The organism is Stenotrophomonas sp. FBCC-B152 (genome assembly GCF_059134105.1).
Genome location: NZ_CP101442.1, coordinates 4,405,103 through 4,426,058 on the forward strand (window position 1 = coordinate 4,405,103; position 20,956 = coordinate 4,426,058).

The 20,956-nt window shown below is 66.0% G+C and carries 25 protein-coding genes and 1 tRNA gene; 18 read left to right on the forward strand and 8 right to left on the reverse strand.

What is annotated here, in order from left to right:
* The first annotated feature begins 30 nt into the window (after positions 1-30).
* Genes NMB40_RS19935 through mmsB form a run of 4 tightly spaced genes read left to right on the forward strand, consistent with a single transcriptional unit; the run spans position 31 to position 4,038 of the window.
* A complete protein-coding gene (locus NMB40_RS19935) occupies positions 31-1,185 on the forward strand; it encodes an acyl-CoA dehydrogenase family protein (protein ID WP_494359610.1) in 1,155 nt (384 codons plus the stop codon).
* On the forward strand, positions 1,182-1,979 hold the full coding sequence (locus NMB40_RS19940; RefSeq protein ID WP_448141741.1) for an enoyl-CoA hydratase: 798 nt from the start codon (positions 1,182-1,184) through the stop codon (positions 1,977-1,979). The genes NMB40_RS19935 and NMB40_RS19940 overlap by 4 nt, the downstream gene beginning before the upstream one ends.
* Positions 1,976-3,151, forward strand: coding sequence for an enoyl-CoA hydratase/isomerase family protein (locus tag NMB40_RS19945; RefSeq protein ID WP_494359611.1), 1,176 nt, complete (start codon positions 1,976-1,978; stop codon positions 3,149-3,151). The genes NMB40_RS19940 and NMB40_RS19945 overlap by 4 nt, the downstream gene beginning before the upstream one ends.
* The gene (gene mmsB, locus NMB40_RS19950; protein WP_217537595.1) at positions 3,148-4,038 is read left to right on the forward strand and encodes a 3-hydroxyisobutyrate dehydrogenase; all 891 of its coding nucleotides are present in this window, start codon (positions 3,148-3,150) and stop codon (positions 4,036-4,038) included. Before NMB40_RS19945 ends, mmsB begins: the two co-directional genes overlap by 4 nt.
* Positions 4,039-4,201: 163 nt before the next feature.
* Here the strand turns inward: mmsB and NMB40_RS19955 are convergent, their stop codons facing one another.
* On the reverse strand, positions 4,202-4,627 hold the full coding sequence (locus NMB40_RS19955) for an organic hydroperoxide resistance protein (RefSeq protein ID WP_494359612.1): 426 nt from the start codon (positions 4,625-4,627) through the stop codon (positions 4,202-4,204).
* A gap of 112 nt (positions 4,628-4,739) precedes the next feature.
* On the opposite strand from NMB40_RS19955, the gene NMB40_RS19960 reads away from it, so the two are divergent.
* Both NMB40_RS19960 and NMB40_RS19965 read left to right on the forward strand, forming a co-directional pair.
* Positions 4,740-5,558, forward strand: coding sequence for a cupin domain-containing protein (locus NMB40_RS19960; protein WP_494359613.1), 819 nt, complete (start codon positions 4,740-4,742; stop codon positions 5,556-5,558).
* A 205-nt stretch (positions 5,559-5,763) separates the two neighbouring features.
* Positions 5,764-6,405, forward strand: coding sequence for a hypothetical protein (locus NMB40_RS19965; protein WP_494359614.1), 642 nt, complete (start codon positions 5,764-5,766; stop codon positions 6,403-6,405).
* A gap of 83 nt (positions 6,406-6,488) precedes the next feature.
* On the opposite strand, the gene NMB40_RS19970 is transcribed toward NMB40_RS19965, so the two are convergent.
* Entirely contained in the window at positions 6,489-7,445 is a 957-nt protein-coding gene (locus tag NMB40_RS19970) for a cation diffusion facilitator family transporter (RefSeq protein WP_494361106.1), read from the reverse strand.
* A gap of 235 nt (positions 7,446-7,680) precedes the next feature.
* Here NMB40_RS19970 and dusA point away from each other — a divergent pair, with 235 nt between their 5' ends.
* The 4 genes from dusA (at position 7,681) to NMB40_RS19990 (ending at position 11,483) form a co-directional block, all read left to right on the forward strand.
* Complete coding sequence (gene dusA, locus NMB40_RS19975; RefSeq protein WP_494359615.1) at positions 7,681-8,694, forward strand: tRNA dihydrouridine(20/20a) synthase DusA; 1,014 nt, start codon at positions 7,681-7,683, stop codon at positions 8,692-8,694.
* A 213-nt stretch (positions 8,695-8,907) separates the two neighbouring features.
* On the forward strand, positions 8,908-9,279 hold the full coding sequence (locus NMB40_RS19980; protein WP_448141749.1) for a hypothetical protein: 372 nt from the start codon (positions 8,908-8,910) through the stop codon (positions 9,277-9,279).
* 72 nt (positions 9,280-9,351) lie between these two features.
* Complete coding sequence (locus NMB40_RS19985; RefSeq protein ID WP_004136763.1) at positions 9,352-10,035, forward strand: response regulator transcription factor; 684 nt, start codon at positions 9,352-9,354, stop codon at positions 10,033-10,035.
* A 23-nt stretch (positions 10,036-10,058) separates the two neighbouring features.
* On the forward strand, positions 10,059-11,483 hold the full coding sequence (locus NMB40_RS19990) for an ATP-binding protein (RefSeq protein ID WP_068854505.1): 1,425 nt from the start codon (positions 10,059-10,061) through the stop codon (positions 11,481-11,483).
* A gap of 128 nt (positions 11,484-11,611) precedes the next feature.
* Here NMB40_RS19990 and NMB40_RS19995 read toward each other — a convergent pair whose 3' ends face one another.
* Positions 11,612-12,394, reverse strand: coding sequence for a M90 family metallopeptidase (locus NMB40_RS19995; protein ID WP_494359616.1), 783 nt, complete (start codon positions 12,392-12,394; stop codon positions 11,612-11,614).
* The gene (locus tag NMB40_RS20000; protein ID WP_494359617.1) at positions 12,361-12,630 is read right to left on the reverse strand and encodes a hypothetical protein; all 270 of its coding nucleotides are present in this window, start codon (positions 12,628-12,630) and stop codon (positions 12,361-12,363) included. Before NMB40_RS20000 ends, NMB40_RS19995 begins: the two co-directional genes overlap by 34 nt.
* A gap of 133 nt (positions 12,631-12,763) precedes the next feature.
* Here NMB40_RS20000 and birA point away from each other — a divergent pair, with 133 nt between their 5' ends.
* From birA to NMB40_RS20025, 5 genes are all read left to right on the forward strand, one after another.
* On the forward strand, positions 12,764-13,729 hold the full coding sequence (birA, locus tag NMB40_RS20005; RefSeq protein WP_494359618.1) for a bifunctional biotin--[acetyl-CoA-carboxylase] ligase/biotin operon repressor BirA: 966 nt from the start codon (positions 12,764-12,766) through the stop codon (positions 13,727-13,729).
* Positions 13,726-14,463, forward strand: coding sequence for a type III pantothenate kinase (locus NMB40_RS20010; RefSeq protein WP_494359619.1), 738 nt, complete (start codon positions 13,726-13,728; stop codon positions 14,461-14,463). The genes birA and NMB40_RS20010 overlap by 4 nt, the downstream gene beginning before the upstream one ends.
* Before the next feature lie 9 nt (positions 14,464-14,472).
* Complete coding sequence (locus tag NMB40_RS20015; RefSeq protein ID WP_494359620.1) at positions 14,473-15,273, forward strand: SPOR domain-containing protein; 801 nt, start codon at positions 14,473-14,475, stop codon at positions 15,271-15,273.
* Positions 15,274-15,312: 39 nt separating this feature from the next.
* Positions 15,313-15,388 (forward strand) — tRNA-Thr (locus NMB40_RS20020).
* A 137-nt stretch (positions 15,389-15,525) separates the two neighbouring features.
* Positions 15,526-16,131 (forward strand): DUF3800 domain-containing protein, encoded by a 606-nt coding sequence (locus NMB40_RS20025; RefSeq protein ID WP_494359621.1) that lies wholly within the window; start codon positions 15,526-15,528, stop codon positions 16,129-16,131.
* 304 nt (positions 16,132-16,435) lie between these two features.
* On the opposite strand, the gene NMB40_RS20030 is transcribed toward NMB40_RS20025, so the two are convergent.
* From NMB40_RS20030 to NMB40_RS20045, 4 genes are all read right to left on the reverse strand, one after another.
* The gene (locus NMB40_RS20030; RefSeq protein ID WP_068848575.1) at positions 16,436-16,975 is read right to left on the reverse strand and encodes a GTP-binding protein; all 540 of its coding nucleotides are present in this window, start codon (positions 16,973-16,975) and stop codon (positions 16,436-16,438) included.
* Positions 16,972-17,922 (reverse strand): hypothetical protein, encoded by a 951-nt coding sequence (locus tag NMB40_RS20035; RefSeq protein ID WP_494359622.1) that lies wholly within the window; start codon positions 17,920-17,922, stop codon positions 16,972-16,974. The genes NMB40_RS20030 and NMB40_RS20035 overlap by 4 nt, the downstream gene beginning before the upstream one ends.
* Positions 17,923-17,998: 76 nt before the next feature.
* Positions 17,999-18,358, reverse strand: a complete 360-nt coding sequence (locus NMB40_RS20040; protein WP_068848577.1) for a hypothetical protein — start codon at positions 18,356-18,358, stop codon at positions 17,999-18,001.
* Between the two features lie 77 nt (positions 18,359-18,435).
* Positions 18,436-18,888, reverse strand: coding sequence for a roadblock/LC7 domain-containing protein (locus NMB40_RS20045; protein ID WP_494359623.1), 453 nt, complete (start codon positions 18,886-18,888; stop codon positions 18,436-18,438).
* Between the two features lie 310 nt (positions 18,889-19,198).
* Here NMB40_RS20045 and rocF point away from each other — a divergent pair, with 310 nt between their 5' ends.
* From rocF to NMB40_RS20060, 3 genes are all read left to right on the forward strand, one after another.
* Positions 19,199-20,122: an arginase gene (rocF, locus tag NMB40_RS20050; protein ID WP_494359624.1), complete on the forward strand. Its 924-nt coding sequence runs from the start codon at positions 19,199-19,201 to the stop codon at positions 20,120-20,122.
* Between the two features lie 189 nt (positions 20,123-20,311).
* On the forward strand, positions 20,312-20,449 hold the full coding sequence (locus NMB40_RS20055; RefSeq protein ID WP_068848583.1) for an entericidin A/B family lipoprotein: 138 nt from the start codon (positions 20,312-20,314) through the stop codon (positions 20,447-20,449).
* Between the two features lie 207 nt (positions 20,450-20,656).
* Positions 20,657-20,878 (forward strand): CsbD family protein, encoded by a 222-nt coding sequence (locus NMB40_RS20060; RefSeq protein WP_068848585.1) that lies wholly within the window; start codon positions 20,657-20,659, stop codon positions 20,876-20,878.
* Positions 20,879-20,956: the final 78 nt, after the last annotated feature.

Below are 20,956 nucleotides of genomic sequence, written 5' to 3' on the forward strand. Positions count from 1 at the left end.
GCACGGCACGGAGTGTTTATGAGCAACTCGATGACGACGGAACTCGAAGAAGCGCAGCAGGCCTATAGAGAAGCCGCGCGTGATTTCGCCCAGGCCGAACTGGCGCCGCACGCCGCGCGATGGGATGCGGAGGGCATCTTTCCGCGCGAGGCGATCGCCAAGGCAGGGGAACTCGGGTTCTGTGGCTTATACATGGATCCTGAAGTCGGTGGCAGCGGCCTGAGCCGCCTGGACGCCGCCGTCGTCATCGAGGAGCTCGCCAATGTGGACCCGTCCACGGCGGCCTATATCAGCATCCACAACATGGCCTCGTGGATGGTCAGCAGCTGGGGCCAGGAAGCGCTGCGCGCCGAGTGGGGCCAGGCGCTGTCGTCGGGCACCAAGCTGGCCTCGTACTGCCTGACCGAACCGGGTGCCGGTTCGGACGCAGCGTCGCTGAAGACCAGTGCCGTGCGTGACGGCGACCATTACGTGCTCAACGGTTCCAAGGCCTTCATCTCCGGCGCCGGTGCCACCGAGCTGCTGGTGGTGATGGCGCGTACCGGCGGCCCGGGTGCCAGCGGCATCAGCGCGCTGGCCGTGCCGGCCGACCTGGCCGGCATCAGCTACGGCCGCAAGGAAGAGAAGATGGGCTGGAACAGCCAGCCTACCCGTGGCATCACCTTCGAAAACGTGCGCGTGCCGGTGGGCAACCTGCTGGGCGAAGAGGGCAGTGGCTTCAAGCTGGCCATGAAGGGCCTGGACGGCGGCCGCATCAACATCGCCGCCTGCTCGCTGGGCGCCGCGCAGGGCGCACTGGATGCCGCACGCCGCTACATGGGCGAGCGCCGCCAGTTCGGCAAGCCGCTGGCCGATTTCCAGGCGCTTCAGTTCAAGCTGGCCGACATGGTCACCCAGCTGGTGGCCGCCCGGCAGATGGTGCACACCGCCGCGCGCAAGCTCGACGCCGGTGCCAGCGATGCCAACGTGTGGTGCGCGATGGCCAAGCGCTTCGCCACCGACGCCGGTTTCCAGGTCTGCAACGAAGCGCTGCAGATCCACGGCGGCTACGGCTACATCCGCGAATACCCGATTGAACGCCTGCTGCGCGACAGCCGCGTGCACCAGATCCTGGAGGGCACCAACGAGATCATGCGTGTGATCGTGGCCCGCCACCTGCTCAACACCGATGAGGAACTGCGATGATGGATTGGCGCAAGCATGAACACGTGGGCCTTAAGGTCGAGGCCGACGGCCATGTCGCAGTGGTCACCCTTGACAACCCGCCGGCGCACACCTGGACCGTGCACAGCCTGTCGGCGCTGCGTGACCTGGTTGGCGCGCTCAATGCGGACAAGGGCATCTACGCACTGGTGATCACCGGCGGCGGCGAGAAGTTCTTCTCCGCCGGTGCCGACCTGAAGCAGTTCGCCTCCGGCGACAAGGCCGCTGCCCGTGAAGCCGCGCGCCGCTTCGGTGAAGCCTTCGAAGCACTGTCCGGTTTCCGTGGCGTGTCCATTGCCGCCATCAACGGCTACGCCATGGGCGGCGGGCTGGAATGCGCGCTGGCCTGCGACCTGCGCATCATCGAAGAACACGCCCAGGTTGCGCTGCCGGAGGCCACCGTAGGCCTGCTGCCGTGCGCCGGCGGCACCCAGAACCTGCCGCGCTTGGTGGGCGAGGGCTGGGCCAAGCGCATGATCCTGCTCGGCGAACGCATCGATGCCGACACCGCCGTGCGCATCGGCCTGGCCGAAGAAAAGGTCGGCAAGGGCGAAGCCAAGGCGCTTGCCATCGAGTGGGCGCAGAAGGCCGGCAAGCAGAGCCCGTCCAGCATCGCTGCCTGCAAGACCCTGGTGCAGGCCACCCGCACCGGTACCCATGGCGCGGCTCTGGTGGCCGAGCGCGAGGCCTTCGTCGACCTGTTCGACCGCGCCGACCAGGCCGAAGGCGTGAACGCCTTCCTGGAAAAGCGTGCGCCGCAGTGGAAGAACGCATGAGCGCGCCGGACACCACCCAGGAGGCGCCGGTACTGTTCGAAGAGCGGGCCGCCGCCAACGGCACCCGCATCGGCATTGCCACGCTCAATGCACCGCGCACCCTCAACGGCTTCTCGCTGCCGATGGCGCACCTGCTGCACGAGCGCCTGAGCGCATGGGCCGCCGATGACGGCATCGCACTGGTGGTGCTGCACGGCGCGGGCGAGAAGGCGTTCTGCGCCGGTGGCGACCTGCACAGCCTGTACCAGAGCATGCGCGCCTACCGCGACGCCGGCGCTGACGATGTGCGCGACAACCACTACGCCTCCGAATTCTTCGACGTCGAATACCGCGTCGACTACGCCATCCATACCTACGCCAAGCCGATCCTGTGCTGGGGCCATGGCATCGTCATGGGCGGCGGCATCGGGCTGATGTCCGGTGCCAGCCACCGCGTGGTGAGCGAGCGCTCCAAGCTGGCGTTCCCGGAAATCACCGTGGGCCTGTTCCCGGACGTGGGTGGCAGCTGGCTGTTGCCGCGCGTGCCGGGCAAGGCGGGCCTGTTCCTGGCCCTGACCGGCGCGCCGCTCAATGCCGGCGATGCCATCTATGCCGGCATGGCCGATATCCATATCGCCGAGGCCCAGCGCGCCGATGTACTCAACGCGCTGGCCGACGTGCACTGGAGTGCCGACGCCAAGCGCAACCACGAACAGCTCAGCACCCTGTTGCAGCAGCACGCCAGCGATGCCGCCACCGGTCCGCTGCTGCGCAACGCCGCGTTGATCGACACGCTGTGCGAGGGTAGCGATGTGCCGGCCGTGGTGAACGCCATTGCCGCGCTGCAGACCGAAGACCCGTGGCTGCAGACCGCGCAGGCCACGCTGGCGGCCGGTGCCCCCGGTTCGGCGCGTCTGGCGTGGGAACTGCAGAAGCGCACCGCCGGTGCTTCGCTGGCTGATGTCTATCGCATGGAATACATCGCCGCGCTGCACTGCGCTGCCCACGGTGATTTTGCCGAAGGCATCCGCGCGCTGCTGATCGACAAGGACCGTACCCCGCACTGGCAGCCGCAGACCCTGGCTGAGGCCACCGTGGGCTGGGCAGACACCTTCTTCGCTTCGCCTTGGGACGATGCCACGCACCCGCTGGCCGACCTGGGCGCCACTGTTCCTGAAAGGAGCCACGCATGAGCCGTATTGCATTCATCGGGTTGGGCAACATGGGCGGCCCGATGGCCGCCAACCTGGCCAAGGCCGGCCACGCCGTGCGCGTGTTCGACCTGGTGCCTGCCGCCGTGCAGGCCGCCGTCGACGCCGGTGCCACCGCCGCCAGCTCCGCGCTGGATACGTTGACCGACGCCGAAGTGGTCATCTCGATGCTGCCGGCCAGCCGCCACGTCGAAGGCGTGTACCTGGGCGACGACGGCCTGCTGGCCGATATACCCGGCGGCGCGCTGGTGATCGACTGCAGCACGATCGCCCCGGCGACCGCGCGCAAGGTGTCCGAAGCGGCGGCCGCACGCGGCCTGCAGATGCTCGATGCCCCGGTCTCCGGCGGCACCGCCGGTGCGCAGGCCGGCACCCTGACCTTCATCGTCGGCGGCGAAAGCGATGCGCTCGAGCGCGCCCGCCCGCTGCTGCAGGCCATGGGCAAGAACATCTTCCATGTGGGTGCCAGCGGCGCCGGCCAGGTCGCCAAGCTGTGCAACAACATGGCGCTGGGCGTGATCATGGCCGTGACCGGCGAATCCATCGCACTGGGCGTGGCCCATGGCCTGGACCCGAAGGTGTTGTCGCAGATGATGGCGGTCAGCACCGGCCGCAGCTGGGCCACCGAAGTGTGCAACCCGTGGCCGGGCGTACTGGAGAATGCGCCGGCGTCGCGCGGCTACAGCGGCGGCTTCGGCAGCGACCTGATGCTCAAGGACATGGGCCTGGCCGTGGAAGCGGCGATGAGCGTGGGCGCCTCGATCCCGCTGGGCGAACTGGCCCGCAACCTGTATTCGATGAACCACCAGGCAGGCCGCGGCAAGCTGGATTTCTCCAGCGTCGTGCAGCTGGTTACCCCGGAAAAATAACCGGAACAACGAACGCATCCCGAAAACGGGATCCACTGCGGTGGGATGGGCGGATGCACGGTCAACGCGACCGGCATCCGCCCATTTTTTTGTCACGACCAACGGTCGTGACCTACCGACGTGTTGACCAGGGTAGGTGCCGACCGTTGGTCGGCACGCGGCCTCAGACCACCGTCAGCGTCACATCGATGTTGCCGCGCGTGGCGTTCGAATACGGGCACACGATGTGCGCTTTCTGCACCAGCTCTTCCACCTGCTCACGCGGCAGGCCCGGCACGCTGATCTCCAGCTTCACTTCAATACCGAAGCCGGTCGGAATCTGACCGATGCCCACGTTACCGGTGATGCTGGTCTCGGCCGGCAGCGCAACCTTCGCCTGCCCCGCCACGTACTTCAGCGCGCCCAGGAAGCAGGCCGAATAGCCGGCAGCAAACAGCTGCTCCGGGTTGGTACCCGGGCCGCCAGCGCCGCCCAGCTCGCGCGGGGTGGACAGCTGCACGTCCAGCACCTTGTCCGACGAGGTGGCGTGGCCTTCGCGGCCGCCGGTGGCGGTGGCGTGTGCGGTGTAGAGAACCTTTTCAATCGACATGGAAGAGCTCCTTGGCTGTGAATGGGGTGGGGCGGTTGGTGAGGTGTACTTTGCGCCTCCCAGGCAGACGTGTGGCAACATAAGGTCCAGAAAACTTGATCTGGAGTCCGAAATGGTCGACCGCCTGCAGTCCCTGCTCGGCCGCTTTGCGGTCAATGCCGAAGTCTTCCACGCCGGCGCCCTGTGCGGCATCAACGACCTGCCCGCCGACGGCGAGCGCGGCCAGCTGCACCTCATCCGCGAGGGCAACGTGCGGGTGGAGCACCCCGACGGCAGCGTGCTCGAGATCACCCAGCCCAGCGTGCTGGTCTACCCACGCCCGCTGGCGCACCGCTTCGTGACCGACCCGGACACCGGCGCCGACTTCGCCTGCGCCCACCTGCAGTTCGAAGGCGGCGGCAGCAGCCCGGTCGCCGCCGCACTGCCGCCGGTAATCTGCTTGCCGCTGCACGAACTCTACGGCGGCCAACCGATCCTGTCGGTGCTGTTCGAAGAAGCCTTCGCCCAGCGCTGCGGCCGCCAGGCGCTGCTCGACCGGTTGTTCGAAGTGGTGATGATCCAGATCCTGCGCGCGCTGATGGAAAGCGGCCAGCTGCGCGTCGGCCTGCTCGCCGGCATGGCCCACCCGCGCCTGCGCCACGCGCTGGTGGCGATGCACGAAGAACCCGCGCAGGAATGGACCCTCGAGTCGCTCGCCCAGCGCGCCGGCATGTCGCGCAGCGCGTTCGCCGACAGCTTCCGCGACACCATCGGCAGCACCCCCGGCCACTACCTGCAGGGCTGGCGCACGCGCCTGGTGCAGCAGGCGCTGCGGAAGGGCCAGCCGCTCAAGCGCATCGCCGTGGATGTCGGCTACGGCAGTGAAGCGGCGCTGTCGCGCGCGTTCAAGTCGCAGACCGGGCAATCGCCGCGGCAGTGGAAGCGTGGCTGAGAGCGGTGGCGCATCTCGCTGGCAACTGCTATCGAAAATTCTTGTTCAATAGATAACTTCTATTCTTGGTTGAGCGTGCTTCTCTAAAGTCTGCATCCGCGTACAAATCAGAATTGTCCGAGACCGAAATGTGATTGGGTTCCGGCTAGTTCTGTCACGCGGTCGCTACATTGCCGCCTCTTCAGTTTTTGGGAAGCAGATCGGCATGTTCAAGCAATTCGCGACATTTGCACTTTTTGTAGTTGTGAGTATTGGTTCGAGCAGCGTGGCAGCTGTCGACGAGGTGGCAGCAGGTGCAGTCAACGTGCACACACTGTCGCTACAGGTTTCCGTTCAAGGAAAGGAAGTGATGGCTCCCGTATTTGAAATGGCCTCGGGCTCACCAGCTCAGTTGTCAATCGAAGCCGGAGAGGGGAGTGACTACACCCTTGTCGTCGACATCCTGGAGAACGTGGAGTCTGCTGGTTCTAACGCAGTTGGAGCGCATTTTGTCCTTTGGCGTGGAAAATCCGAACAAGGCGTCCGACTGTTGGATGATGTGCTGTTGCTTGGTGGGGAACGGCAAAGGCATGCGAACGAGCGCTTCCTGCATTCAAGTGGGCCGGAGGCCGCCACTGTGACCGTGGTCTCGCACGCTACGCAGATGAAGTCCAAGGGTGAGAGTGGGGCCCGTACGGCTTGTGTCGGACATGCAGGCTCGCAGGACGATAACGGCCAGTCATTGCTGCCAGGATCCCGGAGCAACTGCTGCGGGGCAAAGTGCAAGGATGGGTCCGGTGCGTCGTTGAAGTGCTGCAACGTGATCAGCGGATGTTGCGGTTGTGGGGTGTGCTGCTCCATTCCCTGACGAAAGAACGGGCGACGGCTGGCTCCATGGTCCAAGCTGGATTGCAGCGCACGATGCTTCTAAGTGAGCGCTGTTGCCTGCTCTTAAATGGTCCACTCCCGATCGGTGGTGAACATGATCGTCAGCCACCGGTCGGTCGATTCCTCACCCAACGCCTCACCGATCTCGTCGCGCAGCTGGTCCCATTCGACCAGCGGGCGCGGCGGGTCGTTCGTTGGCACCACGAAGAACAGTTCGATCTGATCGCCACGCCCCACCTTGGCCACGTAGCTGCGGTGTTCGATGAAGCCGTGCTTGGCGACGATGCCGCGTGCAACCTCGTCAACGTGCGCCTGAAGGTCCACCGGAGTGATCAGCAGGATGTCCGACAGCGCCTGTCGCACGGTGCCAAGTGGTGCGACTACGACGAAAAGGCACACCACCAGCAGAATGGCCGGATCGATATAGGGCACCAGCCACGCCCAGTCCGTGCCACGTAGCAGCCAGCCGCCGACGAAGGCAACCAGATAGGCGGCCGACATGCTCGCGGCCACCAACCAGTTCTTTGCATCCAATGCGATGAATTCGGAACCGATGGAGCGGTTGGCGCGGCGCACGAACAACGCCAGGCCGCTCTCGACGATGATGGAAATCACCGCGAAGACGATGGCGGGCCCCAATGCGATCTCGCGTCCACCCGACATCAATGCGTCCACGGCATTGACCGCTGCATACAAGGCGGCACCAATCATCAGCGTGCCGCTGACCCCCAGTACGATGGGTTCCAGGTGCCAGAAGCCCATGGTGAAGCGCTGGTTCAAGCGGGACTGCAGCGCATCCACGTTGGTGGACATGCTGATCAACCGCACCACCAGCAGCGACAGCCAGGTCATCACCACATCGATCAGGCCATAGATGCCGTCAAAAATGATCAGCGAGGAGTTGGCGAACAAGCCGAAAGCCACGGCGATCGCCGCAACACCCAGGGAGGCTGCGATGGATAGACGCAGGACGCCCTGTTCGGTGTTGGAATCAAAGGCACTTGGGTGCAAAACGTTCATCCAGAGACAATGGCAGAGAGCGTAGCGAGGCCTGTGAGCATCGCTGCATAAGCCCTGGTCTGTCAGCACCTGCGTGTTTGCTCTGTTACCTCCGGGCGGGCGGTGCAGTACATGTCGCAGCCCTCAGGATCCCGCTGCCCCCTGTTGGAAGCCGTTCCCGGCCCGGTTCAGGGCGGCGGTGTAAACTATTGATCGCGCTGGCAAACCCAGCACTTCCCAGCCTGATCCGACACCCATGACCCTGCCTGCCACCCCTGCAGACCGCTACGCCGCTTCCCTTCGCCTTTCCGTCGCCCCCATGATGGATTGGACGGACCGCCATTGCCGCGTGTTCCACCGGCTGCTGGCCCCGGGTGCGCGGCTGTACACGGAAATGGTGCACGCCAACGCCGTGATCCACGGCGACCGCGAGCGCCTGCTGGGCTTCGATGGCAGCGAACAGCCGTTGGCCCTGCAGCTGGGCGGCAGCGATCCGGCCCTGCTGGCGCAGGCCGCGCATATCGCCCAGGACTGGGGCTACGACGAGGTCAACCTCAACTGCGGCTGCCCCTCCGACCGGGTCCAGGCCGGCCGCTTCGGCGCCTGCCTGATGCGCGAGCCCACCCTGGTGGCTGAGTGCGTGGCGGCCATGGTCGGCGCGGTGGACATCCCGGTCACGGTGAAATGCCGGCTGGGTGTGGATGAAGACAACGACTACGAAACCTTCGTGAACTTCGTCGATCAGTCCGCCAACGCCGGCAGCGCGATGTTCATCGTGCACGCCCGCAACGCGTGGCTGAAGGGTCTTTCGCCGAAGGAAAACCGCGAAGTGCCGCCGCTTCGCTACGACTGGGCGCACCGGCTCAAGGCCGACCGCCCGCAGCTGCAGATCGTGCTCAATGGCGGCCTGGCCACGGTGGATGCCGCCCAAGCCCAGTTGCCTGCGCTGGACGGGGTGATGCTGGGCCGCGCGGCCTACCACGACCCCTACGTGCTGCATCAGCTGGAGGCTGCGCAGACCGGTGCTGCACTGCAGCCACGCGAGGCCCTGCTGCGCGCCATGCGCCCCTACATCGAGGCGCAGCTGGCCCGTGGGCTGGCCCTGAAGCACATCACCCGCCACCTGCTGGGCCTGTTCCACGGGCAGCCCGGTGGCCGCGCCTTCCGCCAGATGTTGAGCGAGGGCGCGCACCGCCCCGGCGCCGATTGGAGCCTGATCGAGCAGGCCCTGACCATCACCCGCGACCAGGCGGAACGCGTCGCAGCGTGAACCGCGTCTCAGACCGCGCTTGACATCGGGCGACAAGTAGCCGTCAATGTTCACCTAGATGAACAAAGCGATGCGGCGGTCAGAAAAGTTCAGACCGGATTCACTGCGTAAAACCAAGAATTTGCAAAAGATTCGTAAAGTGCCGGCCCAGGCTGGCGGCTGCCGATTCACAACTTTTGAACGTTTTGACGCGCTCCGCTAGGATCAGACCTGATGTCATCCGTAACCCGCCACCGCCGTTTTGCCGTTGTCGCCCTGCTGGCGAGCGGTGCCGTTGCTGCCATTGGCAGTGCCGGCGCACAGGCTCCGCAGCCGGATCCGGCCCGGGCCGAAGCGATGGTGCGGGCCTCCCGCGGTGCTCCCCAGGAGCGTTCCCTGTCCGACGCCGTGCGCCGGGTCCAGCGGACCACCGGTGGCCATATCCTCGGCGCGGAGCGGGTGCCCTATGACGGCCGGGACATCAACCGGGTGAAATACATGGATGACAGAGGTCGCGTCCGCTACATGGACGATCCGGCCCAGCCGCGTTCACAGCCCCGCACGCCGCGTTCGGATATGTCATCACTACGCGGCGATAACCCCTGAACGGGGATAGTTGTCCGCAGTCATCTGTTAGCCACTGGCCCCAGGCCACACCCAGGACACTAGGGAGAGTTCATGCGTATCCTTCTGGTCGAAGACGAAGCCCCGCTGCGGGAAACCCTTGCAGCCCGGCTCAAGCGCGAAGGCTTTGCCGTCGATGCCGCACAGGACGGTGAGGAAGGTCTGTACATGGGCCGCGAAGTGCCGTTCGACGTAGGCATCATCGATCTGGGCCTGCCCAAGATGTCGGGCATGGAACTGATCAAGGCGCTGCGCGACGAGGGCAAGAAGTTCCCCGTGCTTATCCTTACCGCCCGCTCGAGCTGGCAGGACAAGGTCGAAGGGCTCAAGCAGGGCGCCGACGATTACCTCGTCAAGCCGTTCCACGTCGAAGAGCTGCTGGCACGCGTCAACGCGCTGCTGCGCCGCGCGGCGGGCTGGAGCAAGCCGACGCTCGAATGCGGTCCGGTCGCGCTGGATCTTGCCGCGCAGACCGTCAGCGTTGCAGGCAGCAACGTGGACCTCACCAGCTACGAGTACAAGGTGCTGGAATACCTGATGATGCATGCCGGTGAACTGGTCTCCAAGGCCGACCTCACCGAACACATCTATCAGCAGGATTTCGACCGCGACTCGAACGTGCTGGAAGTGTTCATCGGCCGCCTGCGCAAGAAGCTGGATCCGGACGGCGAACTGAAGCCGATCGAAACCGTGCGTGGCCGCGGCTACCGCTTCGCGATTCCGCGCAACGAGGGCTGAGCCGTTAGTCCGGCGATGGGATGATGTCAGGCCGTCTGTGGTTCTTTAAACGCTGGCGGCCGCGCTCCCTGCAGGCACGGCAGCTGCTGGCTGCAAGTGTGAGCCTGCTCGCCTTCCTGGCGATTGCAGGCTACGCACTGGATGCGGCGTTCGCCGACACGGCGCGCGCCAACCTGCGCGAGCGCCTGAAAAACTATGCCACCGCCTACGCGGCCGGCATCGACTTCACCCGCGACCGCTCGCTGTACATCCGCGAGCAACCGCCGGATCCCCGCTTCGACGTGCCAGGCAGCGGCCTGTACCTGCAGGTCGTCATGCCAGACGGCAAGGGCAACTCCATGTCCGCCGAAGGCCCGATGCTGCCCACCGTGGGCGGCAAGCTGCTGGCCCCGCGACAGGAAGTGTTCGAAGGCCCGCTGCCGATGATCCAGATCGACGGCAGCCAGGGCTCGGTGTACCGCTATGGCCTGGGCCTGGTGTGGGATGCCGACGCCGACCCCGCCACCGAATTCCCGTACACCATCTACGTGATGGAAGACTCGCGCGCGCTCGGTGCGCAGCTGCGCGTGTTCCGTGGCCGGGTGTGGTTCTGGATGGGCGGCGCGGGGTTGATCCTGCTGCTGTTGCAGACCGTCATCCTGCAGTGGAGCCTGCGCCCGATGCGGCGGGTGATCACCGAGCTGACCAAGGTGCAGCGCGGCGAAACCGAGCGCATGAGCGAACGCCACCCGCGCGAGCTGGAACCGCTCACCGACAGCATCAATGCCTTCATTGAAAGCGAGCGCGAGAACCTCGAGCGCCAGCGCAACACCCTGGCCGACCTGGCGCACAGCCTGAAAACGCCCTTGGCGGTGCTGCGCACGCAGCTCGACAGTGGCGCGGCCGACCAGGACCTGCGCCAGGAATTCGATGTGCAACTGCGCCGCATGAACAACCTGGTGTCCTACCAGCTGGCGCGTGCGGCATCGTCGGGCCACAAGCTGTTCTCGGCGCCGTTGCCGATCGAGTCCAACGCCGAGGAAATCGTGCGCGGGCTGGAGAAGGTGTACGCCTCCAAGGGCGTGCTGTGCGAATTCGACATCGACGACGGTGCGCGCTTCCATGGCGAGCCGGGCGACCTGCAGGAACTGCTGGGCAACCTGCTGGAGAACGCGTTCAAGTGGGCCAACCGCCGCGTGCTGCTCACCGCCAAGCCGTTCAGCGCGCCGGGAATGCGTCGCGCCGGGCTGGTGCTGTCGGTGGACGATGACGGCCCGGGCATTGCCCCGGACGACATCGCCAAGGTGCTGCAGCGTGGCGTGCGCGGCGACGAACGCGTGCAGGGCCACGGCATCGGCCTGTCGATCGTGCAGGACCTGATCAAGGACTATCGCGGCGAACTGCAGGTGAAGCGTTCGCCGGAACTGGGTGGCGCGCGGTTTGAAGTGAAGCTGCCGCCCGGGCCGTAAGTCCAGAGCGTACCGACCAACGGTCGGTACCTACCCGCATGGCCGTTTCCCGGTACATACCGACCAACGGTCGGTATGTACGCGAATGGTTGTTTCCCGGTAGGTACCGACCGTTGGTCGGTACGCGGTCAAAACGAAGGCGGCGCTCCATAAAACCGCCTCAAATGCCCGGCCACAGCCGGCATTTCCGCTTCCAGCAGATCCGGCGCCGAGAAGTGATACTCGGTCGCCACCGCAAAAAACTCATCCGGCGCTTCGGCCGCATACGGGTCAATCACCGTCTCCACCCCGGCATCCACCTGCGCGCACAGCGCATCGAAGGCCTGCTGGAAATCGGCGGCCCACTGCTGCTGCCACGCACGCGGCAGCGGCGGGGTGCCATCGAGCACGCCATCGAGCACATCGATGCGGTGCGCCATCTCGTGCACGACCACGCACGCCCCTTCGTGCGGGTGCTCCAGCTCGGCCTGCACGTCATGCCAGGACAGCAGCAGCGGACCGTTGTGCGAGACCTGGCCGATCGCTTCTTCTTCCCACTCGTGCAGCACCCCGTCTTCGTCCATCTCGCTCTGCGGCACGATGAAGCCTTCGGGGTACACCAGCACCTGCGACCAGCCGCGCAATCCCACTTCCCCTAGTTCCAGCAGCGGCAGGCAGCACAGGGCGGCGATCAGCACCGCGTCATCGTCGCCCAGCTGCAGCCCGCCAATGGGGGTGATGGTCTTGTCGTGCAGGAACGCCGCAGCCAGTACACGCAGGCGCTGCACACGTTCGGGCGGCAAGCCGCGCAGCCACGCGGTGCGCTGGCAGGTGCGTTGCCAGGCGGAATCAGGAATCGGGCGCGGTGACGAGCGCAGCCAGCGCAACAACGACTGGATCAGCGGAACATGCCCGGCAGGAAGCTGTGCCATTTCGGCGCGCGCAGGCGCGGCAACACATCGTCATCGCCGCCACCGCCGGTGCTGCCCGGCGCGGTTGCGCTCGGCTTGACCGTGGTCGGCGCGGTGCTGGTCGGCGTGGCCGCCGGGGCCGCGCGCTCTTCAGCTGCCGAATACACGCAGCCCCGTCCCGAGCTGGTCAGCCCATCGGAAGCGTGCGCGGCCATCGGGGCCAACAGCAGGAGCAGGCAATGGGCGAGCGGGCGCATCGTCAACATCCGGAAGGGCGAAGGGGGTCAATCTTCGATTCTAGCCCGATTTGCCGTCTCAATTGGAAGCCCCCGGCGGGCGCTGCCCGGCGCTTTCCCGCATAATTTTGCCGATCAACCGATGGAAGCTGCCGTGGACGACCGCCAACTGCTGGCCAAACTGGGCGCCGGGCGACTGTCCGGCGACGCGCTGGCCCGCGAGCTGGGCCAGACTCGTGCCGCAATTTGGAAGCGAATTCAAGGGCTTAGAGCGGCAGGTATCGAGATCGATGGCCGCGCCGGCGATGGCTACCAGCTGCAGCAGCACCTGGACCTGCTCGACGCCGACGCCATTACGACCCAGCTGCCCGCTGCGCTGAAGCCCCTGCTGGACGCCCTCGAGGTGGCCTGGACCGTGGGGTCGACCAATACAGAATTGTTGCGGTGCAGCGCGCCGGAGCGCGGCGCGCGGGTGCTGCTGGCCGAACGCCAGACCGGCGGCCGTGGCCGTCGCGGCCGGGCCTGGGCCTCGCCGCTGGCCGCGCATGTGTACCTGTCGGTGCTGCGCGGCTTCGCCGGTGGGCTGTCGCGGCTGGGCGGCCTGAGCCTGGTCGCGGGCGTGGCGGTGGCCGAGGCGCTGCGCGCGCAGGGCGTTGCCAACGTAGGCCTGAAGTGGCCCAACGACATCGTGGTGGACGGGCAGAAGCTCGGCGGCCTGCTGGTCGAAGGTGGCGGCGAGTTCGCCGGCCCGGCGCGCGCGGTGATCGGGCTGGGCATCAACGTGCGCATGCCGGCCGCGTTCGCCGCCGATATCACCCAGCCGTGGACCGACCTGGCCACGCTGCTGGGCGACGACATCGAACGCAACGCAGTGGTGGCCTGGCTGCTGCAGGCCCTGCTGCCGGCACTGGAAGAATTCGAGCGCGACGGCCTGGCCCCGTTCCTGCCACGCTATGCCGCGCTGGACAGCCTGGCCGGGCGCACGGTGCGGGTGGACGATGGCGGCGTGATGCATGAAGGGCAGGCGCTGGGGCTGGCCGACGATGGCGCGCTGCGCGTGCGTATCGACGGCAGCGAACGGGTGTTCCATGCCGGGGAAGTCAGCGTGAGGGCGCAATGAGCGATTGGTTGTTCGACCTGGGGAATTCGCGGTTCAAGTTCGCCCCGCTGCAGGGCATCCGCGCGGGCGATGTGCAGGCGTGGCCGCATGGCGCCGAAGCAATGCCGGCCGATGCGCTGGCGCAGCTGCCCAGCGGTGACACTGCGTATGTGGCCAGCGTGGCCGCCGCCGCGCTCACCGCCAGCATGCTCGAGGTACTGCGCGCGCGCTTCCGCCACGTTCGCGTGGCGAAAACCGAAGCCAGCTGCGCCGGCGTGCGCATCGCCTACGCCGATCCGTCGAAGTTCGGGGTGGACCGCTATCTCGCGCTGATCGCCGCCGCCGAACGACACGAAGCCGTGGTCGTGGCCGGTGTCGGCACCGCGCTCACCATCGACCTGCTTGATGCTGATGGCCAGCATCATGGCGGCCGTATTGCTGCCTCGCCGACCACCATGCGCGAAGCCTTGCATGCACGCGCGGTGCAGCTGCCTGCGCAGGGCGGCGACTACAGCGAGTTCGCCAACGACACCGCCGACGCACTCGCGTCCGGCTGCGATGGCGCAGCCGTCGCGTTGATCGAACGCAGCCGCGTGCAGGCCGCCGCCGTGCTGGGCAGGGTGCCCGCGTTGCTGGTGCATGGCGGCGGCGCTCCGGCGCTGATGCCGCTGCTGGCCGACGCACAGTTCCAACCGGCATTGGTGCTCGATGGTCTCGCGCGCTGGGCGGTGCACCAGCCACCGGCGTCGCGGTAGGATCGGCGCATGCTTACCCGTGCCCTGATCGTCGTACTGGCCATCCTCAACGTGGGCGTTGCGCTGTGGTGGATGCTGCGCGGCGAACCCGCGCCGGCTCCGCCCGCCACGCCCAGCGGCGTAGCCCAGCTGCAGCTGCTCGACACCCCCAGCGCACCGGCAGCGGCCGCAACCGCGCCCGCCGCAGCAAGCGCGCAGCCCGCTGCCGCGACCAGGGCCCTAGCAGACACCACCCCGGCACCGCCCAAGCCCGCCGCACCAATCCCGACCCCGGCTGCAACCGCCGCCGTAGAGCCGGGCCCTGCCCGGATGCCCGAAACCCCGCCGGCGCCCGCACCCGCCGCCCCCCTCCAATGCATCAGCCTCGGCCCCTTCGCCGATCGCGACACCGCCATGGCTGCCCAGGGCAAGGCCGGCGAACTCGTTCAGCGTTCGCGCCTGCGTGAAGTCCCCAAACCCGGTGCCAGCAGCACCTACCGCGTGATGATGCCGGCCGCCGCCAGCCGCGAAGAGGCCCAGGCCACGGTCAAACGCATTGCCGCGGCGGGCATCAGCGATTACTACATCATGGCCCAGGGCGAAGACGCCAACGCCATTGCCCTCGGCCAGTACCGCAACCGCGAAGGCGCCGAGCGCCGCCTGGCGGCCCTGAGCGCGGCCGGCTTCAGCGCCCGCCTGGTCGGCGGCAGCGAAGGCAGCGCGCAGTGGTGGGTGGATGCGGCCCTGGCCGACAAGGCCAGCCCCAGCGCAGCCCGCCAGCGCAGTGGCGCGGCCCAGCAACGCTCGCTGGAATGCGCGGGCTTGCGCTAGAATCGCCCTCCGCGCCGGCAATGCCGTCGCCGTGCCTTTGCCGGCATAGCTCAGTTGGTAGAGCAACCGCCTTGTAAGCGGTAGGTCCCCAGTTCGAATCCGGGTGTCGGCACCATCTTTCTCCCGCGCCATAGATGCTCTCTGTGGAAACGGGTCATCTGTCCGCCAAACTTCGATTGGCGCGTTGCGGCACCGTCACCGAGACTCTTCTGCTCATCTTTCAGTTCGCCGAGGGCGAACCAAGGGAGCAGCATGTACTTCATGTATGTGGACGAGAGCGGTGATCCCGGCATGGTGAACTCACCCAGCCGATACTTCGTTCTTTCCGGGTTGGTGGTTCACGAGCGGGACTGGCGCCTGTCGCTGGACGCACTGGTCGCTTTCCGGCTTCGTATCAGGGATCACTTCGAACTGAAGCTGAGGGAAGAAGTCCACGCTGCCCAGTTCGTACGCGGCTCAGAGGAGCTGTCGCGCATCGCTAAACATGATCGCCTCGCCATACTCCGTCACTTTGCAGATGAGTTGGCGCGATTGCCGGACGCCAACCTGATCAACGTGGTCGTAGATAAACAGGGAAAAGGCGCCGGTTACGACCCATTCGAAAAGGGTTGGCAGGCCTTGATCCAGCGATTCGAAAACACAATCGCCTTCCGGAACTTTCGCGGGACCGCCGGCCAGGAAGAAAGAGGCATGATCTTTGCCGATGGCGACCCACAGAAAAAGCTCACGCAGTTGCTCCGTAAGATGCGCCACCACAACCCAGTGCCGAGTCAGCTTGGGGGGTACCGGTCATTACAGCTGAGGCGCATCCTTGAAGATCCGGTCTATCGGGATTCCCGGCACTCGCTGCTGATCTAGTCCGCGGACCTCTGTGCGTTTCTGCTTTACCAACGGCTCGCACCGAATGGGTACATGCGAAGAAAAGGGGGCAGTCACTACTTCGACCGCTTGTCGCCGATGCTCTGCAGAGCGGCCAGTACGCAGGACCCTGAAGGGATTGTCCGGCTGTAGAAAGAAAAAAGGGCACCTTTCGGTGCCCGGGTAGATCCTACTGGGTGGACGAGCCACCGGTCAGATCTGATCCCAAAGTAACACAGTTCTCGCAAACTGGTGCTGCAGAGAAATCAATGGTTTAGGCGATATCGATAGGCAGGAGCTTGGGTCAATTCGTCTCTGCGTATCGATACGACAGCAGCGACTTCACCAAAAACGTCACCTGCGTGGCCGAACGCGCGTCCACGCGCATTACCGGCAGGCGATGGCCTGCGTCGAACAGCGCATTGCGGAATTCCGGAATCAACAGCGCCGGGTACTCATCGGTGCGCGTCACGCCCACCGCCAGGCTCGCTTCCGGCGCGATGCGCGAAAACTCCTGCAGCAGTTCCACCGTGGATGCGACCGGCTCCGGATGACCAGCGCTGACCAGCACGATCACCCCCAGTGCGCCTTCGCACACCATCGGCCACATGAAATCGAGGTAGCGCTGGCCCGGTACGCCGTACACGTGCAGCAGTTCGCCATCGTCCAGTTCGATCGAGCTGTAATCGAGGGCGACCGTGGTTTCAACCTTGTCGCCCATCGCGTCTTCGCTCATCGGCATTTCGGTGCTCACCGGCTCCACGTCCGAGATCGCACGCACCGCCGTGGTCTTGCCGGCGCCCATGCTGCCCACGAACACCAGCTTGTTGGCGGGCAGGCTCATGACGTGCTCCCCTGGAACAGGTTCAGGCCGAAACGGCGCGCCACCCACGAGAAGAAGCGCGAATCACCGGCGTCGCGGCGGCGGGAGGTTGGGGGCACGGCAGGCTCCTGGGTCAGTGCGAGGCCACTGGCTACAGCAGCACAGAAGAGGGATTGCACCGTGTTGCGCGGCATCTGGCAAGCCGCCGCCAATGCGTTGGGCTGCCACGGGCGCGCGTGCAGGCAGGCAATGGCCAACAGCCAGGTACTGGGCACATCGTCCGGGTTGAGGTCAGGCCAATGGCGCAGCTTCATCGGTGCATGCTCGGCAGGTGCCGGCAGCAGCAGGGGGCGATGCCGGGCAATGCAGAAATACAGCGCCTCGAATGAGTAGCGCTGCGGCAACCGGTACGCGTACTGGTGCTGGAACGTCGGCGCATCGATGACGCTGCCCGACCAGGCCACATCATCCAGTTGCGAAACCAGCTCCGACAGCGTGGTCGTCGGCGGCAGCGCGATGCTGCGCGTGGCGGTATCCACCAGCACGGTGATCGCGCCCCGCTGCAGCAGGTGCAGGTTTGATCCGGTGGACGAAGCCAGCTGCAGCAGCAGCGGCACACCGTCGGCGGGCCGGTCCACGCTGGGCGCGGCCTGCAGCAGGCTGGACAGCTGTTCGTTGATGTCGCGCACGGTGGCGCCGTGCGGCAGGCGCCCCGGGGCAGGATCGGCATGGCGGCGTGCGATCGACAGCGTCGGCACGTTGGCCGCATGCGCTTCGCTGAGCGCGCGCGCGGCATCGGCATGATCCAGGCCGATGACCAGCAGGTCGCAGGCATCGCCGGGCCACGGCTGCAGCACCACCTCCATGCGCTCGGCGAGCAGCATCGAACTGGCCAGTTTCAGGCGCGTCTGATGCAGCACGTCCAGCCCGATGGCGGCAATGCGGAAAGAACGGGTGGGGGTATTCATGGGGGTGTACTGCGCAACCGAAGCGACCACCGCGCCGCGTCCGGTCAGGGGCGCGGCACGGCGGCAGGGCCTGCGATCAGCTGAAGTCCAGGGTCTTCTCGAAGGCCTTCAGTTCATGGCGCGACATGGCCAGGTTGGCCTTGCTGCGGTCCATCACCACGTACAGGAACAGCAGCGGGTTGCTTTCCAGCGGGCGGATCAGGTGGTACTGCGTGGTCAGGGTGATCAGCAGGTCTTCCAGGGTGTCCGACAGGCCCAGCTGCTCGGCCACGCGGCGCTTGGCGCGCACGACTTCGGTGTTGCCCGCAGCCGCCAGTTCCAGGTTGATGTTGCCGCCGCCGACCATGGCCAGGGCCATGCCGCTGTCGCCGTCGACCAGGGCGGCGCCGACGAAACCAGCGAGCGAATTGAGCTTTTCCAGATTGAGATTGGGCACGTAAATCCTTTTTACTTCAGGCAGTGGGAGAGGCAGGCCAAGGCCTGCCGGAAGGGCACGACAAAACCGAAGGGTGCTCAGGCTGCGCGCGGGCGCAGCACGGAATCGAGGCGGGAGGCGCATTCGCGCGCGTGGAACAGCAGCACGGCCATGTTGACCTCGTGGCCGGCCACGGCGGTGAGGGTCAGCGGCTTGTCGGCCTGGATGCGGATCAGCACCACGTTGCCGAGCTTGGTGCAGATGGTGGCGTAGTCCGCCTCGCTCAGCGCCAGCTCGCGCGAGACAGTCTCGCCAAGGGTCAGGAACGAATTGGCCATGGCGGCCAGGCGGCGGCCATCCACGCCAAGCGTGGAATCTTCGGCCACGGCGCGGCCGTCGGCGGTGGACAGCATCAGCAGGCTCAGCCCGCGTTCGCGTTCGCGCGCATGCTGGAAGGCCTGTTCAATGGCGACGGTGTCATACAACTGCCGGGCCGGCTGGCTCTCGCCACTGGCATTGCGGACGATCTGGTGGATGCTGCTGCGCTGCACGTACTGCCCCCTGAAACACGACAAAACTCGGACCAACCCTGCGCGGGTTAGTCAATCAGTACTGCGAAGAAGTGTGAAATGTAGCACGTAATTTTTGCCTTCACGGCCAACGTAAGATGAACCGCAGTGTTCCTTTCGTGTGTGTCAAAGCATTGACACATAAGGTTTTCCCGCTGCGTCCGGATGCGACGTGGCGGGTCAGTGAGCGCCGCCAGCGGTCAGCCTTTCGACAGCCGCTGCTGCGTCGCCGCGAGTGGTTTGCCGGCCGGATCACTAGACTGGTGGGATTTTCCGTGTGTGTGGAGTCAGCATGAGTAATCGTCAACCTGCGGTGTCCCTGATCGGCGTGCCCACGGATATCGGGGCCGGTGCCCGGGGTGCCGGACTGGGGCCGGAGGCGCTGCGCATCGCCGGCCTGGGCGAGGCCTTGGCCGCGCGTGGCGTGGACGTGCGCGACTGCGGCAACCTGGATGGCCCGCGCAACCCGTGGACGCCGCCCGAGCAGGGCTACCGCCACCTGGATGAAGTGGTGGAATGGAACCGCGTGCTGATGGACGCCACCTATGCCGAACTGCAGGACGGGCGCCTGCCGATCATGCTGGGGGGCGACCACTGCCTGGGCATCGGCTCGATCACCGCCGTGGCGCGTTGGTGCCGCGAACAGGGCCGTGACCTGCGCGTGCTGTGGCTGGATGCGCATTCGGATTTCAACACCAGCGAGGTCACCCCGTCGGGCAACGTGCACGGCATGCCGGTGGCCTGCCTGTGCGGGCTGGGCCCGGACGCGTTGACCAAGCTGGGCGGTGATTCCCCGGCGATCTGCCCGCAGCAGGTGCGCCAGATCGGCATCCGTTCGGTGGACCAGGAAGAAAAGCGCCTGATCAAGCAGCACAAGGTCGATGTGTACGACATGCGCTACATCGACGAGGCCGGCATGAAGCGCGCGGTGGAAGCGGCGCTGGAAGGCATCGACGATAACACCCACCTGCACGTGAGCTTCGACGTGGACTTCCTCGACCCGAGCATCGCCCCGGGCGTGGGCACCACCGTGCCGGGCGGGGTGAACTACCGCGAGGCGCAGCTGGTGATGGAAATGATCGCCGACACCGGCCGCATGGGCTCGCTGGACATCGTCGAACTCAACCCGCTGCTGGACAACCGCAACGCCACCGCGGTGCTGGCCGTGGACCTGGTGGAAAGCCTGTTCGGCAAGTCCACGCTGATGCGCGACTGAGCGCCAGCAGGGTTTCCCGGCGCGTGGCTGAACGGCCACGCGCCGCGTTCACATCGATTGCACGCGCCAGACCCCAGATTGCATCTCACGCGGGGGCAGTGCCGGTAACGGCGCCGACACCTCCGTGATCTGCAAGAGGCAGGTGGGGCCGTATTTCGGTAGTGACGTTGAATCAATCAGGAGAACCCTATGAAGCGTGTAATTGCACTGATGCTGTTGTCGATGGTCTCGCTGGCCATGCTCTCCGGCTGCAACACCGTTGCCGGTGCCGGCAAGGATGTGCAGAAGGCAGGCCAGTCGGTGGAAGACGCCGCCAAGGGCAACTGATCCAACGTTGCGGGCCGGCAACCGCCGGCTCGCATTGGATGAAAAAACGCCGGGACATTCCCGGCGTTTTTTTGTTTGCGCGGTTGCGGCATGCCGCCATTCAATGAAGTGAGCACGCGCTTCATCCGCGCTTGACCCGCGCCAAACGCTCGCTGTTGCAAGCTGTTTCCACGGCGACGTTGCCGTTGTAGACGAGGACGCGAACCCATGAACAAAGACATCATTTCCGGCAAGTGGACGCAGCTCAAGGGCAAGGCGCAGGCGAAGTGGGGCGACCTTACCGACGACGATTTCAAGGTGGCCGAAGGCAATGCCGAATACCTGGCAGGCCGCCTGCAGGAACGCTATGGCTGGGCGCGCGACCGCGCAGAAACCGAGGTCAAGGACTTCGAAGCCGCCATGCGCAAGGATTATCCGGACTATCACTGACACCCCGGCGGTGGCAGGGCGACCGTAGGGTCGCAACGAGGGTATGAAAACCGGAACGGGCCGCACTGCGGCCCGTTT

Excerpts from the sequence above, each read along its gene's own strand:
- NMB40_RS20000 (WP_494359617.1), bottom strand. The coding sequence starts at position 12,630 with ATGCGCCCGCTCGCCCATTGCCTGCTCCTGCTGTTGGCCCCGATGGCC.
- NMB40_RS19995 (WP_494359616.1), bottom strand. The coding sequence starts at position 12,394 with ATGGCACAGCTTCCTGCCGGGCATGTTCCGCTGATCCAGTCGTTGTTG.
- rocF (WP_494359624.1), top strand. The coding sequence starts at position 19,199 with ATGAGTAATCGTCAACCTGCGGTGTCCCTGATCGGCGTGCCCACGGAT.
- dusA (WP_494359615.1), top strand. The coding sequence starts at position 7,681 with ATGACCCTGCCTGCCACCCCTGCAGACCGCTACGCCGCTTCCCTTCGC.
- NMB40_RS20025 (WP_494359621.1), top strand. The coding sequence starts at position 15,526 with ATGTACTTCATGTATGTGGACGAGAGCGGTGATCCCGGCATGGTGAAC.
- NMB40_RS20015 (WP_494359620.1), top strand. The coding sequence starts at position 14,473 with ATGCTTACCCGTGCCCTGATCGTCGTACTGGCCATCCTCAACGTGGGC.
- NMB40_RS19970 (WP_494361106.1), bottom strand. The coding sequence starts at position 7,445 with ATGAACGTTTTGCACCCAAGTGCCTTTGATTCCAACACCGAACAGGGC.
- NMB40_RS19990 (WP_068854505.1), top strand. The coding sequence starts at position 10,059 with ATGTCAGGCCGTCTGTGGTTCTTTAAACGCTGGCGGCCGCGCTCCCTG.
- NMB40_RS20035 (WP_494359622.1), bottom strand. The coding sequence starts at position 17,922 with ATGAATACCCCCACCCGTTCTTTCCGCATTGCCGCCATCGGGCTGGAC.
- NMB40_RS20030 (WP_068848575.1), bottom strand. The coding sequence starts at position 16,975 with ATGAGCCTGCCCGCCAACAAGCTGGTGTTCGTGGGCAGCATGGGCGCC.
- NMB40_RS19945 (WP_494359611.1), top strand. The coding sequence starts at position 1,976 with ATGAGCGCGCCGGACACCACCCAGGAGGCGCCGGTACTGTTCGAAGAG.
- NMB40_RS19965 (WP_494359614.1), top strand. The coding sequence starts at position 5,764 with ATGTTCAAGCAATTCGCGACATTTGCACTTTTTGTAGTTGTGAGTATT.
- mmsB (WP_217537595.1), top strand. The coding sequence starts at position 3,148 with ATGAGCCGTATTGCATTCATCGGGTTGGGCAACATGGGCGGCCCGATG.
- NMB40_RS20010 (WP_494359619.1), top strand. The coding sequence starts at position 13,726 with ATGAGCGATTGGTTGTTCGACCTGGGGAATTCGCGGTTCAAGTTCGCC.
- NMB40_RS19960 (WP_494359613.1), top strand. The coding sequence starts at position 4,740 with ATGGTCGACCGCCTGCAGTCCCTGCTCGGCCGCTTTGCGGTCAATGCC.
- NMB40_RS20055 (WP_068848583.1), top strand. The coding sequence starts at position 20,312 with ATGAAGCGTGTAATTGCACTGATGCTGTTGTCGATGGTCTCGCTGGCC.
- NMB40_RS20060 (WP_068848585.1), top strand. The coding sequence starts at position 20,657 with ATGAACAAAGACATCATTTCCGGCAAGTGGACGCAGCTCAAGGGCAAG.
- NMB40_RS19955 (WP_494359612.1), bottom strand. The coding sequence starts at position 4,627 with ATGTCGATTGAAAAGGTTCTCTACACCGCACACGCCACCGCCACCGGC.
- NMB40_RS19935 (WP_494359610.1), top strand. The coding sequence starts at position 31 with ATGACGACGGAACTCGAAGAAGCGCAGCAGGCCTATAGAGAAGCCGCG.
- NMB40_RS19980 (WP_448141749.1), top strand. The coding sequence starts at position 8,908 with ATGTCATCCGTAACCCGCCACCGCCGTTTTGCCGTTGTCGCCCTGCTG.
- NMB40_RS19940 (WP_448141741.1), top strand. The coding sequence starts at position 1,182 with ATGATGGATTGGCGCAAGCATGAACACGTGGGCCTTAAGGTCGAGGCC.
- NMB40_RS19985 (WP_004136763.1), top strand. The coding sequence starts at position 9,352 with ATGCGTATCCTTCTGGTCGAAGACGAAGCCCCGCTGCGGGAAACCCTT.